The sequence below is a fragment of the Ruegeria sp. CDSB136 genome, assembly GCF_059610965.1.
In genome coordinates, this window is sequence record NZ_JBXWOP010000018.1 from 21087 (window position 1) to 37598 (window position 16512).

At 55.0% G+C, this 16512-nt stretch carries 13 protein-coding genes; 5 read left to right on the forward strand and 8 right to left on the reverse strand.

From position 1 onward, the window contains the following. Positions 1–11: 11 nt before the first annotated feature. Positions 12–1313, reverse strand: a complete 1302-nt coding sequence (locus AC2FIR_RS18135; protein WP_480912770.1) for an MATE family efflux transporter — start codon at positions 1311–1313, stop codon at positions 12–14. Between the two features lie 79 nt (positions 1314–1392). Then, positions 1393–2031, reverse strand: a complete 639-nt coding sequence (locus AC2FIR_RS18140; protein WP_480912769.1) for a TetR family transcriptional regulator C-terminal domain-containing protein — start codon at positions 2029–2031, stop codon at positions 1393–1395. Positions 2032–2160: 129 nt separating this feature from the next. Here AC2FIR_RS18140 and AC2FIR_RS18145 point away from each other — a divergent pair, with 129 nt between their 5' ends. Genes AC2FIR_RS18145 through AC2FIR_RS18160 form a run of 4 tightly spaced genes read left to right on the forward strand, consistent with a single transcriptional unit; the run spans position 2161 to position 7901 of the window. Beyond that, positions 2161–3807: a phytoene desaturase family protein gene (locus tag AC2FIR_RS18145; RefSeq protein ID WP_496744337.1), complete on the forward strand. Its 1647-nt coding sequence runs from the start codon at positions 2161–2163 to the stop codon at positions 3805–3807. Beyond that, complete coding sequence (locus tag AC2FIR_RS18150) at positions 3804–5336, forward strand: phytoene desaturase family protein (protein WP_496744336.1); 1533 nt, start codon at positions 3804–3806, stop codon at positions 5334–5336. Before AC2FIR_RS18145 ends, AC2FIR_RS18150 begins: the two co-directional genes overlap by 4 nt. Continuing rightward, entirely contained in the window at positions 5333–6508 is a 1176-nt protein-coding gene (locus AC2FIR_RS18155; RefSeq protein WP_496744334.1) for an aminomethyl transferase family protein, read from the forward strand. Before AC2FIR_RS18150 ends, AC2FIR_RS18155 begins: the two co-directional genes overlap by 4 nt. 13 nt (positions 6509–6521) lie before the next feature. After that, positions 6522–7901: an aminotransferase gene (locus tag AC2FIR_RS18160; protein ID WP_496744332.1), complete on the forward strand. Its 1380-nt coding sequence runs from the start codon at positions 6522–6524 to the stop codon at positions 7899–7901. 33 nt (positions 7902–7934) lie between these two features. Here the strand turns inward: AC2FIR_RS18160 and AC2FIR_RS18165 are convergent, their stop codons facing one another. Then, positions 7935–8714, reverse strand: a complete 780-nt coding sequence (locus AC2FIR_RS18165; RefSeq protein ID WP_496744330.1) for a class I SAM-dependent methyltransferase — start codon at positions 8712–8714, stop codon at positions 7935–7937. Between the two features lie 188 nt (positions 8715–8902). Between AC2FIR_RS18165 and AC2FIR_RS18170 the strand changes: the two genes are divergently transcribed. Then, positions 8903–11362, forward strand: a complete 2460-nt coding sequence (locus AC2FIR_RS18170) for a GcvT family protein (RefSeq protein ID WP_496744328.1) — start codon at positions 8903–8905, stop codon at positions 11360–11362. Between the two features lie 24 nt (positions 11363–11386). Here AC2FIR_RS18170 and AC2FIR_RS18175 read toward each other — a convergent pair whose 3' ends face one another. The 5 genes from AC2FIR_RS18175 to AC2FIR_RS18195 all read right to left on the reverse strand — a co-directional run bounded on the left by AC2FIR_RS18175 (position 11387) and on the right by AC2FIR_RS18195 (position 16161). Further along, the gene (locus AC2FIR_RS18175; RefSeq protein ID WP_496744326.1) at positions 11387–11950 is read right to left on the reverse strand and encodes a TetR/AcrR family transcriptional regulator; all 564 of its coding nucleotides are present in this window, start codon (positions 11948–11950) and stop codon (positions 11387–11389) included. Between the two features lie 70 nt (positions 11951–12020). Next, positions 12021–12863 (reverse strand): ABC transporter permease subunit, encoded by an 843-nt coding sequence (locus tag AC2FIR_RS18180; protein WP_170614538.1) that lies wholly within the window; start codon positions 12861–12863, stop codon positions 12021–12023. Next, positions 12864–13772 (reverse strand): ABC transporter permease subunit, encoded by a 909-nt coding sequence (locus AC2FIR_RS18185; RefSeq protein ID WP_496762869.1) that lies wholly within the window; start codon positions 13770–13772, stop codon positions 12864–12866. It abuts the gene before it with no gap. 50 nt (positions 13773–13822) lie between these two features. Beyond that, complete coding sequence (locus AC2FIR_RS18190; protein ID WP_496744323.1) at positions 13823–14887, reverse strand: ABC transporter ATP-binding protein; 1065 nt, start codon at positions 14885–14887, stop codon at positions 13823–13825. Between the two features lie 164 nt (positions 14888–15051). Continuing rightward, a complete protein-coding gene (locus AC2FIR_RS18195) occupies positions 15052–16161 on the reverse strand; it encodes an extracellular solute-binding protein (protein ID WP_496744321.1) in 1110 nt (369 codons plus the stop codon). Positions 16162–16512: the final 351 nt, after the last annotated feature.

A 16512-nucleotide genomic window follows, 5' to 3' on the forward strand; every position in this document is an offset into this window, starting at 1 on the left:
AACCGCGTTGGTTAACGGTTTTTGGAGAAGAAGCGATAGGTCAATGCGATCGCGGCCAGTGAGAGGCCCGTGCCGTACCCAATCCAAACACCGTTGGGTCCGAACCCGAGCCAAAAGCCCAATCCATATCCAAGCGGCAAAGCAACGATCCAATAGGCAATCAGGGTAATGGCAACCGGAACATGATTGTCCATCATGCCCCGAAATGCGCCCAGCATTGTCCCCTGAACGCCATCTGCGATCTGCATTGCGGCGATCACAAGGAACATCGAAATCGCGAGAGAAACGACATTCGGATCATCTGACAAGCTGTTCGCCAGAGGAATACGGCCAACCAAAATACCCAGGATAACGACTGTCATCCAACTCACAACGACCAGAAGCGACGCTAATACAATTGGCTTCAGCCTGTCCTTATCACCGGCACCGATTGTCTGAGCCACGCGTATTGAGATTGCAATCGAAACGCCCAACGGCACCATGTAAATAACGTCGCTGACCGCAGAAACGATTTGATGTGCTGCAAGCGCGGCGGCGCTGAACCACCCAAGCATCAGGCCTGCTACGGCGTAAGCGGCCCCCTCCCCCAGGTAACCGACGGAGATGACGATCCCTTCTTTGATCTGCGCCTTGAACTCAGACCAGTCAAAACCTTCGGTCCTCAGAAGGTCCCATTTCCGTTTCCTTGCGCCCAAAATCACAAATGCCGCAATCAAAGGCACCGTCTGAGACAACAGACTTGCGATCCCTGCCCCAACAAGACCCAGACCAGGCCAGCCAGCAACACCGTGGATCAACACATAATTCGAAGGAATGTTGAAACCGACCGCAAGAAACGCAAGCCCAACGCCAATCCAAGGTTGGTTCATGGCGTCAAACAGGGCTTTCAACGCATAGAAAACAGTGAATGGGACTAGAAGAAGGCTCATCGCGTTCCAGTAGCCGCCAAGCAGGCCTACGACTTCCGGGGGCTGTCCAATCCAGGAAAGAGCCGGTTTCAGGCAGATCATTACGCTCGCACCGACAACCCCGACGAGCAGAGAAACCAAAAGCCCGGCAGTTGTGGCCGAAGCAAGCCCTTCCTCGCTGGACTTGCCGAAGGCTTCCGCCATTCGCACGCCAATTGCGGACACAAAACCATAAAGCGCAGAGTAAAAGATGATCAGTACCGAGGCCGTGATCGACACTGCTGCCAGAGGAAGCGTTCCCAATGGGGCCACCATCACGGTATCCACAACGCCGATCAAAGCAGCGGCGGCAAGGGAAATGACTATTGGCAGGGCAAGTCGCGCAACATCACGCGCTTCCTGCACTATCGCAGCCCTGGGCGGCAGCGGCTGTTGTGAGATCCGCACTCGCGTCATGACATCGGGGCCTCTCAGCCGAAAGTGGCTATGGCGTTTCAGTCAGCAGGCCCGGAACCAAGCGCACGAGGCATCCCCACGCAGCTTGTTCCGCCTCTTCTCGGCTCAGGTTTTCCGGCGCAAGATGCAGGCGCTGCCAATAACCATCCGTCAGCGTCTCCATCCATTCCGTCATTTGACCCGGAGAGGCAACATCATCCTCGGCCAGCAATTCTTGCCAGATCGCATACAAAGTTTCGCGCCGCCGCGCTTCAAAGTGTTCCGCAACCTCATCATAGTGCTGCTGGAATCTGAGTTCCCCCCAAAACGCATACCACAAAGGCAGGACGTTCGGACCACATGCATCAGGGTGGAAGTCCGCTTTGATGAGTGCCCTTATCTTTTCCGCTGGCTTATCCCCTGCCTGTTCCAGAGAGACCGTCCAGTGCTCCTCATAGCGTCGGTACAAGTCGCGAAGCGCTTCGGTCAGAAGGCCTCCCTTTGATTTGAAATAAAAGGCTGCAACGCCCTGAGACAGCTCGGCTTCGGACGCGACCGTCGCAAGTGTCGTTTTCGCCAATCCATGCGCCAGTATGGAACGGCACGCCGCGTCCAGCAACTGCCGGCGGCGGCGATCTGCGTTTTCCTTCCGCTCTTTGCGGGGGCGTTTCCGCTCTGCGTCGACCAATTGCCGCTCCTCCTACAATTACCGCCATCTACAGTGCGCGAAAAACACGCGTCAATGGTCTAAAATTTATTTGAGCGCTCAAATAAACTTTACGGAATCATGTCCGGTCTGTAAACGGATAGGAAAGGGATGAAAAATTTGACGACTGAGAACAGATACGACGTGATTGTGGCCGGTGCCGGTCACAACGGATTGACAGCCGCCGCTTATTTGTCCCGTGCGGGCATGCGTGTTTTGGTCGTCGAAAAGAATGACTGGATTGGTGGTGCAGCAGTCAGCCGTTCGCTGCACGAAGGCTGGACTTATTCGAACTGCTCTTATGTCTGCTCTCTTTTGCGGCGCGAAATCGCCAGAGACCTCGAACTCCCGAAATACGGGCTTCAGGTTATCCCCTACGAAGGTGGTGCGAGCTTCACACGCGACGGAGATTACTTCGCCTATTACTCCGATCACAACGCCCTGAAGCGCGAGATGGCGCGCCATTCTGCACGTGATGCAGACGCCTATCGCGGCTATTCACAAGCCATTATGCGGCAATGCCGTTTTATCCGCCCGTTTCTGCTTCTAGACGCACCGGACCCTGCTTCGCTCCGCCCACGTGACCTGGGTGAAATGGCGTACCTAGTCAAAAAGGCCCACGGACTGGGACGTCGCGAACTTGGAGAAACGCTGAAATTCTGGACGATGTCCATTGGCGACTTTCTGGATGAGCATTTCGAGAACGACCTGATCAAGGCACATTTGGCTGGATCGGGTATTATCGGCACTGGTCTTGGGGTATATTCGCCCGGAACCGCCTATGTTCTGCTGCACCACTACATGGGCGATATCGATGGTGGCATCGGAGCCTGGGGTTTCGCCCGCGGCGGCATGGGCGCGATTTCGAATGCCATTGCGGCCTCATTCAAAGATCACGGCGGTACGATCCACACGGGTGCAGGGGTCGAGAGAATCCTGAGCAAAGATGGACGCGTGGAAGGCGTGGCGCTGGAAGACGGCAAGGTTTTCCATGCCCCCGTCGTCGCATCCAACATGGATATCAAGCGCACCATTTTACACCACGTTGATGCGGCCGATCTGCCGGATGAATTCACCAAAGCGGTGCGGAACTTCAAAATTCGCGGGTCTTCGGCGAAACTCAACATCGCCCTTGACCGCTTTCCAAACTTCCCCGCTGCACCAAAGCACACCAGTTTTCTGAGGGGCGATCTGCATGTGTCGCAGAACCTCTTTGAACTGGAAAAGGCTTATGATGATTGGAAGGTAGGCCGCTGGTCGGAAAAGCCGTACATCGACATGCTGATCCCCAGCCAGATCGACCCAACGATGGCTCCGACAGGTGCGCATATGATGACGGTGTTTGTTCAGTATGCCCCGTATGATCTGGACGTGGACGGCGTCCGGTCGGCAGACAATTGGGACGACCTGCAGCGCAAGGCAATGTCTGAAACTGTACTGGACCAGATGGCTGTGGCTTGCCCTGACATTCGCGAGCGCGTTGTGCACATGGAAGTCCGTTCACCGCTGGAAATCGAACGCGAGGTCGGTCTGACCGAAGGCAACATTTTCCAAGGCGAACTGACCTTTGACCAGCTTTTCTTCAATCGCCCGGTCCCGGGGTGGTCTCAGTACAACCTGCCAATCAAGGGGCTGTATCTGTGCGGTTCGTCCGCACATCCGGGTGGCGGAGTTATGGGTGCGCCCGGCGCCAACGCGGCCCGCGCAATCCTGAGGAACGAAACACGGCATGGCCGAATGAAGGGGTATGCCGCATGAACCAGTTTGATGCAATTGTCGTGGGTGGTGGTGTCAACGGTTTGATTGCCGGAACGCTTCTCGGTCGGCGCGGCAAGAATGTCTGCATCATTGAAAAATCTGACAGTTTTGGCGGAATGGCGTCCTACTCCGTGGACGGGGGCCCAACATTGGCCCACTCGCTTTACAACCTCAGCCCGCGCGCCCTGAGTGACATCGGTTTGGACCTGCAACACCCTGTTTTGGCCGGGAAACCGACCTCCTGGGTCTCATTGGCTGAAGATGGTCGGCACATCGTCTTCAGTGACGAAGGCGTCTGCTGGAGTGACGGGACAGCGCACCCGGACTCCAAAGCCTGGTCTGATCTGACGCAACAGTTGATTACGTATGGGGGCTTGCTACGCCAACTCGCCGAAGCCCCACCACCCGGCGGTCACAAAGTTGTGCTTTCGCGGGGCGGAATGGCTGAGGTTCTGCGCCTGGCGAAACTGGGCATCGGACTGAAAAGGCTGGGTAAATCGGAAATGCGGCGCTTCCTGCAGGTCGTTCTGTCCAATGTCTATGACATTGTCCTTGATGACTTGTCGGACGGACCGGTGGCTGGGATGCTTGCTGCTGATGCAATCTGGGGGGCAGCCGCCGGTCCAAGATCTCCGGGAACCGTGTTCAACCTGATCTACCGGATGGGTCACGGGGGCACCATCACCCAACCTGCGGGCGGAGTGTCTGCGCTGACAGATTTAATCGTTGAAGCAGCGCTAAAGACGGGGTGCGTCCTGATGCCGGGAACCGAGGTTTCCCGCGTTCTCGTGGACAAGGATGCCGTCTCTGGCGTCATAACCACTGATGGGCAAACTTTGAACGCACCTCTCGTGCTGAGCAACCTCGCACCTAAGCCAACAAGCCGTATGACCGGGCCATCTGTTTTTGACATCGAAACGATGCGGCGCATTCGGAACATCCGGGCACGAGGAACAGCAGCCAAGGTCAACCTAAAATTAAAGGACAACATGCCACTGCCCGGCTTGCCTGAAGGGTTGGCAAATAGTCGTCTGATCTATGCCCCCTCCGCAGAATACGTGGAAGCTGCGTTCAATCCAGCAAAATATCGACAAATGTCCAAGGCCCCGGTGATCGAAGCCTTCAAGATGCAGACAGCCGATGGATCAGGCTGGTTGTCGACCATAGTGCAATACGCGCCATCCGACCTCGAAGGCGGCTGGACTGAAGCCGCGAAAGATCAGCTTGCGCAAATCACCGTAGATACACTGGGCCGCGCCCTGCCCGGCCTGAAGGATCACATCGCAGGCAGACAAGTCATAACACCGGATCAAATCGAAAGCGCAACCGGAGCGCCCGGGGGCCACTGGCACCATGCGGAAATGTCTCTGGACCAGCTTCTGACACTTCGCCCCGCAAACGGAATGTGCCGCTACTCCATGGGCCCCAAGGGGCTGTACCTGTGCGGCGCTGGAACCCACCCCGGAGGCGATGTCATGGGCCTCGCCGGTCGCAATGCGGCCCTGGCGGCGCTGGAGGAGCAGCCATGAGCATCTTCACCGACCCGAAACTTGGCTTAATCCCCGCCGCCTTTCACAAGAAGCTCGAAGAGCAGAATCGCGCTCAAAACTGGTATGACTGGGCGGGTTACGCTGCCCCCGGAGTTCTCGACATTGTCGAGTTCGAGTATTTCGCGCTGCGCAATCAGTCCTCTGTGTTCGATATCTCACCGATGCACAAATACAGGCTGACAGGTCCTGACACGACCGCAATGCTCAATCGCCTGGTCACGCGTGACGTCCGCAAGATCGCAGCGGGCCGCGTTGGATACGCAATCTGGTGCGATGAAGAGGGCATGGTCATCGATGACGGGACTCTTTTCCATCTCGGCGACAACGATTGGCGCTTGTGCTGTCAGGAACCGATGCTGACGTGGTTGCTGGACGCGGCATGGGGTTTCGATGTTGCGGTTCGGGATGAAACTCACAGTGTTGCCGGCCTTTCGTTGCAAGGTCCGACATCCTATGCGGTGTTGGAGGCTGCGGGACTAGATGTTGGCGCGCTGAAACCTTTCGATCTGGTCCAGATCGAACCTGACCTCATGATTTCACGGACGGGCTTTACCGGTGACCTCGGCTATGAGCTTTGGTGCGACTGGGACAAGGCAGAAGATCTCTGGGACAGAATTTGGAAAGGTGGCTTGCATCAGGGGCTGCGCGCCATTGGGTACGAAGCTGTCAATATCGCACGCATCGAGGCGGGATTTCTGACCGCAGGGGTGGACTTTCAGCCCGTTCATGCGACCGAGCGGTTGCACCGGGGCCAAACGCCATTCGAACTCGGCCTAGGACGGCTGGTCGACTTCGAGAAAGACCACTTCAATGGTCGCCGTGCGTTGCTGTCGAAACGCGATGCTCCCAGAAGCCTCCTCATGCGTTTCGATGTCGAAGGCTTCAAACCCTCGGAAGGGTCATTGATCTACAACCGACGCAAAAAAGAGGTTGGGCATGTGACCTCCGGAATTTGGTCCCCCACCGCCAAACGTAACATCGCACTGGCACATGTTCGTATGCCGGATGCAAGCCGCTCATCCAGTTTGATGGCGGAAATCTACACACTGCAGGAAGGCAAATGGGATACCAGAATGGCGCGTCTCACGCCCGTCACCAAAGCCTTTTTCGCACCGCCGCGCGCACGTGCGACACCGCCCGCCCGCACCTAAAGGAGAAGAAGACGTGAACACACTTGGCAACACTCCAACCGATGGCGATCTTGTCACCTGGGATCGCGACCATCACCTACACCCCTGGGCAGGGACCGAAGGCTTTGGGTCCGATGAGTACATGCGGATCAACACAGCGGATGGTATCTACCTTTGGGACGCTGCCGGAAAGCGCTATATCGATGGCCCGGGCGGTATGTGGTGCACACAGATCGGTTACGGCCGCCGGGAGATGGCCGATGCCATTTCGCAGCAGGTCATGACGATGCCCTACGCGTCGCCCTGGTCATTTACGACTGAGCCCGCGGCCGTTTTGGCCCGGATGATCGCCGAGCGCACTCCAGGCGACCTGAATACAGTGCACTTTACAACCGGCGGATCCACGGCTGTCGATACCGCGCTCAGAACCGCGCTTTTCATGAACAAGAGGCTTGGCCGACCAGAAAAGAAAATCGTGATCGGCCGGGAAAAAGGCTATCACGGGTCGACTTTTCTGGCTGCAACGGTCACCGGGAAAGAACGCTTCGAAACAAGCTTTGAAAAGGCGCAGGATTTGGTGCGTTTCCTACCCGACGTGAACCCTTACCACCGGCCCGAGGGAATGAGTGTCGATGCCTGGTGCGACGCCAAGGTCGCGGACCTTGAAAACCTGATTGCCGAGGTCGGTGCTGACCATATTGCCGCCTTTATCGCCGAACCGATCCTCTGTTCTGGCGGCGTGATTGTCCCGCCTCCGGGCTACCACAAGCGCACACTCGAAATATGCCGTGCAAACGACATTCTATACATCTCGGATGAGGTCGTAACCGGCTTTGGCAGGCTGGGCCATTGGTTCGCATCAGAAGACGTTTTTGGCATCGTCCCTGACATTATTACATGCGCAAAAGGCCTGACCTCCGGGTATCTGCCACTTGGCGCTTGCATCATCTCGGACGCAGTAATGCAACGCATCTCTGACGCTCCGGGCGGCGATGTCTTCTACAATGGCTATACCTATTCAGGGCACCCGGTGAGCTGTGTTGCAGCGATCAAAAACATCGAGATCATGGAGCGCGAGGATATTCTTGGGCACGTTCAACGCGTAACACCGCAATTTCAAGAACGCCTGCGCCAGATCAAGGAAAAGTTCCCGATCGTCGGGGACGTGCGCGGCGACGGTCTACTGGGGTGTATCGAATGCCGCCCCGGGCTGAAGGTCGAAAGCTATGAAGCACACGTCAAGTTTGGGCAGAAACTGGACGACGCGTGCGAAGAGTTGGGTTTGCTATTGCGACCATTCGGAAACATGGCCGTGTTCTCTCCTCCTCTGATCATCACCCCTTCCCAGATCGACGACATGTTCGACATCATGGAGGCAGGAATGGTGCAGGTCAGCAAGGACTACTGCGAATAGCGGCCACGTCGCCAGGACTTGGCGCCGGCCAAGTCATGCTGGCTTTCGACCTCGGATGTGATGCGGGCAGTGCTCTCCGGATTTCAGCACAGGCTGCATCGCGTCCCAGATCTCGATTTGGTGTTCGATAAACTCGGCACCATGCTGGGCTTCCCAGCTAGCGCGGTTCGGCCCGGTCAAATCCGCAAGTTCCCCAGCAGAAACTTCCGCATACCATGGATTGCGGTTGACCAATTCCACGCCTTCGAAGCCCGCCGCCTCCATCGCGGTGCGATACTTGGAAGGCGACGCCATTTGAAATTCCAAAGCTTCCATCTTCACATAATGCGCCATCTCAGGTGACATGTCCCCGTCATGATTGGTCAGCCAGTCAGAAGCGGCAAACCGACCACCCGGCTTCAACACCCGAAAGGCCTCGGCAGCCATCGCGGCCTTGTCGGGAATGTGGATGATCGAGTCTTTTGAGAACACGACGTCAAAAGTATCATCTTCGAAAGGCATTGGGCCCGGAGTGACCTCAAGGATTTCCACCTTTTCCTCCAAACCGGCCCGCTTCACTCGCTCTCTCGCCGCCGCGCAAACGGGAGCCTCCACATCTATGCCTGTCACTTTCCCCGCGCCGAACTCCTGCGCCATCAGCACTGCAATTGCCCCTGAACCACATCCAATATCAAGGATATGCTTGCCTTTGAGATCGATACCCTCAACAACGCGAGCGACTTCCTCAGGGCCTCCTGGCGAAAGGAACCCCTCCCCCCAAAGCTCTTCCAGGAAGTTGATCACCTGACGGTCGTAAAGGATATCGTCTGACATAAGCTTCCCCCGCATCTGATTGCCAGTTCACCGCCACAGTGAAGCCTGATCGCGCTGCCCTGACAAGCCTTTTTCCAGATAGGAAGGCGATGCTCAAAATCAACTATTGAATGATCATTCAGTCAGTAGACATTGAACGCCATGAATGATATGCGAGGAAATGAACGCCCAGAAAGGACATTCTCGCCATGGCTGACACCCTGCCGACGCACGCCCGGACCGTCATCATCGGGGGAGGTTCCATTGGCGCGAATACGGCCTATCACCTGACCAAACTTGGCCATACCGATGTTGTGGTTCTTGAGCAGGGGCAACTGACATCCGGAACGACTTGGCACGCCGCGGGCCTGATCGTGGCCGGCCTGCTCAAGTCGGAAGCGGAATGTGCAATCTACACGCATGGACGCGATCTATACGCCAACCTTGAGAAAGAAACCGGTATTTCCACAGGTTTCCGGGACGTTGGATATTTGCAGATTGCGACCAACAAAGAACGCCTGCATGAAATGCGCCGTGTCGCAGCCTTCATGCGCCGCTTCGGGATAAACAATCACGAAGTTTCAGTAAGAGAAGCGCAGGATTTGTTCCCTATTGGTGACCTGTCGGACGTCGTTGGTGCGTTCCTGATACCCGAGGACGGGCGCGCCAACCCGGTGGACGTGACAATGTCGCTGGCAAAGGGGGCCAGAAGCAGAGGCGCCCGCTTCTTCGAAGGTGTTCGGGTCGAAGAGATTCTGGTCAAGAACGGCACCGCGACTGGAATCCGCACTGCGAACGGTCACGCCATCACGGCTGAAAACGTTGTGATATGCGGTGGCATGTGGTCTCGCCAGTTGGGGGCCAAGCACGGCGTCAACCTGCCCCTTCAGGCGGCTGAGCACTACTACCTGATTACCGAGAGCATCCCGGGCTTGCCCCGCGATCTGCCCGTTCTCGAAGACCCTTCCACGTACACTTATTACCGCGAAGAAGTTGGGGGGATGATGTTGGGTCTTTTCGAACCAGGTGCTGCGGCGTGGAAGCTGGGTGGTATCCCCGACGAATGGCAATTCGGAGAGATCGAGCCAGACTGGGAACGTGTTGGCCCCGACCTCGAAAAAGCCTATTCGCGCGTGCCGGACACGATGAATTATGGCGTCAAGAAACTGTTCTGCGGACCGGAGAGCTTTACGCCCGATCTTGCACCGCTTGTTGGCCCGACACCGGAACTTCGCAACCTCTGGGTTGCATGCGGGATGAACTCTTTGGGCATCCTCAATGGCGCCGGTACGGGTATGGTTCTGGCCCATTGGATTGTGGATGGCTTGCCCCCAATCGATGTCACGGGCATCAACGTCAATCGCTTTTCGCGTGAAATGGCCACACCGGCGTTCCGGCGCGACAGAACGCCGGAGCTGCTGGGCAAGCTCTTTGGCCAGCACTACCACAATGAGAATTACAAGACGGCCAGAAACGTAAAGCGTTCCGTGCTGTATGACCGCCTGAAGGATGCAGGGGCGTTTTTCGGCGAAGGAAGTGGTTGGGAACAACCTGATTGGTTTGCCCCGACACCGGAACAGGCCAAGGTCGAGAAATACAGTTGGTATCGCCAAAACTGGTTTGAATGGCACGCCGAAGAACACAAGGCAGCTCGCGAGGATGTCATCGTCATGGACATGACATCAATGGCGTGTTTCAGCGTCGAAGGTCCAGATGCATGCGCACTTCTCTCGCGCCTTTCCTGCAATGAAGTTGATTTTGAACCCGGCCGCGTGGTCTACACTGCCTGGGTGAATGAACAAGGTGGGTTTGAGGCCGATCTTACGGTTACTCGACTGTCCGAGCGGAAGTACTGGATTATTGTCGGCGAAAACTCGGCAGGTCATACCGAAATGCGCATGCGGCGGCACATTCTGGACGATGAGAATGTGGTCATCACAGACATCACTGCCGCGCGCTGCCAAATCAACGTTCACGGCCCAAAGTCACGCGATCTTCTGAGCAGAATATCCGGCGCTGATTTGTCGGACGAAGGTTTCCCATTCATGACGGCCCGAGAGATTGACGTCGGGTATGCCGTTGTTCTGGCCTTTCGCGTGACCTTTATCGGCGAACTGGGCTGGGAGCTTCATGTGCCTGCCACTCAGGCCGTTCAGACATACGATCTGATAATGGAAACGGGTCGTGACTTGGGGGTTCGAAACGCGGGCATGCAAACCCTAAACTCCCTGCGACTCGAGAAGGCCTATCGTGATTTCGGAATCGATGTGGACAACACGGACAACCCCATTGAGGCCGGGCTTGGTTTTGCCATCAAGCTGGACAAACCCGGAGGCTTCATCGGCAGGGAAGCGCTGGCTGCGATAAATGCAAAAGGCACACCCAAAAACCGAATGCTGCAGTTTCTGCTGAAAGACGCTGAGCCCCTGATGTATGGCAACGAGATGATTTATCTGAACGGCAAGGAAGTCGGGTACATTCAGGTTGGCGGGTATGGACACACGCTTGGCGCGGCTGTCGGGATTGGTTTTGCCGAGACTGAAGAACCGCTGACGGCAGACATCGTCGCAAAGGGACACTGGCAGATCGAAATTGCCGACGAGAAATTCGACGCCATTGCTTCGCTAAAGCCGCTCTACGACCCCCAAATGAAGAAGATAAAGTGCTGAAGCACAATTACAGGGTATTGCGGTTTAAACCGGAAAGTGTTTTGGAAAGAACCGCGACAGCGAAAGTAGGCAAACATCCCTGAACTCTCGCCGGTCAGCCACCTTGGGATACAACATCAGGCTGAGCCAGGCGCCGTCAGACATTGCCTCAACAGCTCGGGCTGTTTTTTCGGCCGCAAGATCGTCGTAATCGCCGTCGGCGATCAACTCTCCACATAGATGCAGAATTCGATCGTATCTCTCGTTGTCAAATTTATTGTGAATCTTCAGGTAATTAGGACGGTACTTTGCTTGCCCCCAGAACGCAAACCAAACCGCTAGGCGCTTGTGTGTGCAGATGCTTTTGTCAAAATCCGCGCGGATAATAGCCGCGAGCCGATGCGCGGCCGTAGGTTCCGCGTCGTCATAATACCTTAGCCAGTTTTCGTAGTGCTCTTGTGCCAGAAAACCCAGCGCGGCGTCATACAATGCTTCCTTGCTGTCGAAATGGTAATTCACAACCCCATGGGACAGATTGGCAGCTTCGGTCACGTGTTTCAGCGTTGTGTCAGAAAACCCGCGCCTCGAAATCGAGTCTATGGCCGCCATTATCAACTGCAGGCGGCGAACTTCCGGAGGTTCGGTGCGTCGTTTTTTCTGAAGCTCGTGCGACTCCAATTTATCCTTCCTCTCGTTCAGCCATTTGTCTGTCCAGCAGATCCGCCCTTTGTTGCCGGAACATAACGATAGCTGCGATAGCGACGCAAATAGCGATCACGAGGATCATTATAGTCGCAAGCGCATTGATATCCGGCCTGAGGCCCAGTCGAATGCGCGAAAAGATCAGGATTGGCAAGGTATTTGCCCCCGGACCTGTAACAAAACTGGCTATGACCAGGTCATCGAGAGACAAAGTAAACGCCAGCAGCCAACCTGAAATAAGGGCCGGTGTCAGCTGAGGAATGGTGATTGCAGTCAAGACTTTAAAAGGCTTGGCACCGAGATCAGCAGCAGCTTCTTCCAGAGTTTGCCCCACGCCGGTCAATCGCGCCTGTATTGTCACAGCGACATAGGCCATCGAAAAAGTAATATGCGCGATCGTAATCGTCGCGAACCCGCGCTCGGCGGGCCATCCGATTAGCTGGTTCAGTGAAATAAAGAAAACCAGCAAGGACAATCCGGTTATCACTTCGGGCATCACCAAGGGCGCAACCAACATGCCGCCAAACAAAGTCCGACCTTTGAACCGGCCAAATCGCACCATCGCAAGACCTGCAAGCGTACCAAGCGCTGTTGCAAAGGTTGCATTTACAACGGCGATCTGAAGGCTAAGGGAAACCGCGCTCCAGACTTCTGCAGATTGAAATAGCTCCTTGTACCATCGTAAGGACCATCCCCCCCAGACCGGAACCAGCTTGGAGTAGTTGAACGAATAAATGATCAGCAAAATCATCGGGATATAGAAAAATGCCAAACCCAGTGTCAGCATGATCGTCAGGAATCGGGAGCGTTTGCTGTACATCTATTGCTCCTCCGACGCTTTGCCCTGGTAGTGTTGGAACACCATGATGGGCAGCACCAGAATAACCAGCAGAACAATTGCAACCGCAGCAGCAACCGGCCAATCACTGTTTCTGGAGAACTCGTTGTAGAGAACCCGGCCAATCATTTGTACGTTTCCACCCCCTAAAAGATCGGGAATAACGTACTCCCCGGTCGCAGGAATGAAGACCATCAATGAGCCCGCGATGATGCCGGGCATCGTCAAAGGCAACGTGATTTTGAAGAACGTGTTCGTTGGCCGGGATCCAAGGTCCGCTGCAGCTTCATTCAGGCTGTCATCCAGCTTTTCCATGTTCGCGTAGAGCGGCAGGATCATGAAGGGCATGTAGGTGTAGACGATGCCAATATAGACAGCGAATTCCGTGTACAGCATCCGGATCGGTTCGTCGATTATACCAATTGCGATCAACAGGTTATTGATTGTACCTTGATCTGCAAGCAATCCCATCCACGCGTAGACGCGCAGCAGGAACGACGTCCAGAACGGCAGGATTATTGCGAAAAGCAATAGCGGCTTGGCGACTGGGCCTGATCGCACGATTGCATAGGCAATGGGGTAGCCAAACAACAGGCACAGGAACGTCGATGTCACCGAAATCTTGAGCGAGTTGACGTAGGTGTCAAAATAAAGGCTGTCTTCCCAGATGTAGATAAAATTGTCGAACACCAGACGGATCGTCATGATCCCGCTGTCCGACCACTCGATCAAACTGGTGAATGGAGGGCTTGCAATGGCAAGTTCAGCCAAGCTGATTTTGGCGACAATAAAGAACGGTGCCAGGAAGAAAACCAGAAGCCAGAAGAACGGTATGACGGTAACGATCTGTCGCCACTTGCTTTGCAAGCGCCGCATAAAGAGACCAAGCATCGGCTGTCGTTCAACCTGTAACGGTTCAGACCTATCTCCCGTGAAGTCCGTCATGAGTGGAGCAACATGGCACTGGACGGATCCCAGCTGATATTCACCTTGTCCTCCCACGTAATGCGCTGCGTGGCATGCGTTGGGCGTGACTGGTTGGGCCTGGTGACATCAAATATCTCCCCATTGGGAAGCCTCACCTTGTAGATCGACGTCTCTCCTAAATAACCCACGTCGTCGATGATGGCTGATGTCTGGTTGGGGCCTGGAGCAACTTCATCGGATTTCGAAAGACGGATTTTTTCGGGCCTCAAAGCCACCCAGATCTTGCTGCCAACTTTCACGGAGTGACCGTGATCTATGAAAACCTCGCAGAATTCAGTCTCGACCCGAACATGATCTGCACCTTCCTCGGTTACCCTGCCCTCAAAAATATTGGCTGACCCGATGAAGTCGGCGACAAAGCGAGACGCGGGAAACTCGTATATTTCTGTCGGCGTTCCAATCTGCTTGAACCGCCCGGCGTCCATGACCGCCATACGCGACGACAACGTCATCGCTTCTTCCTGATCGTGGGTCACCACAATAAACGTGACACCGACCTTGTCCTGAATATTGGCAAGCTCAAACTGCGTTTGCTTGCGCAGCTTCTTGTCAAGCGCAGCCAGAGGCTCATCCAAAAGCAGCAGCTTTGGGCGTTTGACCAACGCACGAGCCAGCGCAACGCGCTGGCGTTGCCCGCCTGACAATTGCTTGGGTTTTCTCTTTTTGAAGTCTTCCAGTTCGACAAGCTTGAGGATGTCGTGCACCCTGTCGGCTATGTCTAATTTTGGGACATGGTCTTGTTCCAACCCGAAAGATACGTTCTTTTCGACAGACATATGCGGAAACAGCGCATAGCTTTGGAACATCATGTTGGTTGGGCGTTCGTAGGCAGGAACGTCAGCCATATCGACGCCATCAATGATGATCGAGCCGGCGTTCAAATCCTCAAATCCCGCGAGCATTCGCAGCAGAGTGGACTTTCCGCACCCTGATCCGCCCAGCAGACAGAACAACTCACCCTTGTAGATATCCAGATCGACGTTATCGACGGCCGTTACTTCACCGTACTTCTTTGTCACACCTCTGATCTGAACCAATGGTTGTTGTTCTGTTTGGTCTAGCCAAGGTGCTGCACTGACAGCTTTGGAAACGGTCAATTTGGGCCTCGCAGTCTGCCTGTATGGATCCGAAGTGCAGTAGCGATCCGAATAGGTTCGCTACTGCACTTGCCGGTGAGAGTGGATTAGTTACCGGCTTTGAAGTCCGTCCAGGTACGGGTCTGCAAACGCTCGACCTTGGGAGGAAGAACCGCAGTTGTGTACATCTTGGCAACCTGATCAGACGTCGGGAATGCGGCCGGGCTGGATGTGACGGCTTCGTCAACCATTGGCTTGGCTGACAGGTTGGCAGTCGCATACCAGGTGAAGTTACTGTCATTGGCCGCAACTTCTGGGCGCATCATGTAGTTCAAGAACAGATGCGCGTCTTCCTTGTTGGCTGCGTCTTCCGGGATCAGCCAACCATCAATCCACAACTGCGCGGTGCGTTCGCCTTCAGGCAGGAAGAAGTCCAGCACAACCCCAGTGTCGGCTTCGGCTGCCCCGGACATCGCAAGAAGGCCATCCGGTCCCCAAGTCGTTGAGACGCAGAACTCTTTCTGAGGCATTCTTTGGTACGCGTAGTTGTCGAAGGTTTTGATGTACGGGCGGATTGCGGCCAGCATTTCTCCGACCTTTTCATAGTCTTCTGCGTTCGTGGAATTCGGATCCAACCCCATGTGCGCCAAAGCCATCGGTATGATGTCGCCCGGAGAATCCAGGAAAGAAACACCGCACTTGGACAGCTCTTTCATGTGCACGGGATCAAACACCATGTCCATCGAACCGATGGGCGCGTCCGGATACGTCTCTTTCACCAATTCTTCGTTATAAGTGACCCCGTGCGTTCCCCACATATACGGAATGAAATGCTTGTTGCCTGGATCCCACTCACTGGCCAGTTGCTCCATGATAGCCGGATCAATGTGCTGAACGTTGTCCAGCTTCGATAAATCAAGCTCCGCGACAATACCGGCCTTAATCAGCCGCGCTGTATCACTGCCTGCATGGCTGACCACATCATAGCCGCTGTTTCCTGCCAGCAGCTTGGCGTCGATTGCTTCAGCCGAGTCGTACGGATCGTAAATTACCTTGATGCCGTACTCTTTCTCGAAGTTCTCGATCGTGTCTTCAGCGATGTATTCCCCCCAGTTTGTGACTTTCAAAACGCGCTCTTGCGCAAGTACCGATCCGGAAATTGCAGTAGCCGTTACTGCGAGAACGGTAACCCCGGCGACTTTCCTGATTGAGTTCATAATTTCGCTTCCTCTCCCTGAGTGGTGGCTGCAGCAATTTTGCTTACTTTGTCTGCTGAACACTGTTTGTATGAGCACCCCCTTTTGACAGGTTTGCTCATCTTGCACCCCATTCCCCTCCAATCATCATGAATTTATCTGACTGGCCATTCAAAACGGTAGTCTGATGAAATCGCCGCTGTCAAGCAAAGCTAATCCAATTTTGATCAAAAGCCTACAAGTCGCTTAATCAACAGAAAACTTTCTAACTTTCCGCGCGTGCATCAAACTCAATTGGGTCGCGGGGAACCATTTTGAATCTTATTTTGAATGACTATTCAGTCAGAAATGATTGACGAACGGACCAAATTG

What these genes read in the sequence shown, in the direction of transcription:
- AC2FIR_RS18145 (WP_496744337.1), top strand. Translation starts at nt 2,161, where the DNA reads ATGAAAAATTTGACGACTGAGAACAGATACGACGTGATTGTGGCCGGT.
- AC2FIR_RS18150 (WP_496744336.1), top strand. Translation starts at nt 3,804, where the DNA reads ATGAACCAGTTTGATGCAATTGTCGTGGGTGGTGGTGTCAACGGTTTG.
- AC2FIR_RS18155 (WP_496744334.1), top strand. Translation starts at nt 5,333, where the DNA reads ATGAGCATCTTCACCGACCCGAAACTTGGCTTAATCCCCGCCGCCTTT.
- AC2FIR_RS18165 (WP_496744330.1), bottom strand. Translation starts at nt 8,714, where the DNA reads ATGTCAGACGATATCCTTTACGACCGTCAGGTGATCAACTTCCTGGAA.
- AC2FIR_RS18170 (WP_496744328.1), top strand. Translation starts at nt 8,903, where the DNA reads ATGGCTGACACCCTGCCGACGCACGCCCGGACCGTCATCATCGGGGGA.
- AC2FIR_RS18175 (WP_496744326.1), bottom strand. Translation starts at nt 11,950, where the DNA reads ATGGCGGCCATAGACTCGATTTCGAGGCGCGGGTTTTCTGACACAACG.
- AC2FIR_RS18180 (WP_170614538.1), bottom strand. Translation starts at nt 12,863, where the DNA reads ATGTACAGCAAACGCTCCCGATTCCTGACGATCATGCTGACACTGGGT.
- AC2FIR_RS18185 (WP_496762869.1), bottom strand. Translation starts at nt 13,772, where the DNA reads ATGCTTGGTCTCTTTATGCGGCGCTTGCAAAGCAAGTGGCGACAGATC.
- AC2FIR_RS18195 (WP_496744321.1), bottom strand. Translation starts at nt 16,161, where the DNA reads ATGAACTCAATCAGGAAAGTCGCCGGGGTTACCGTTCTCGCAGTAACG.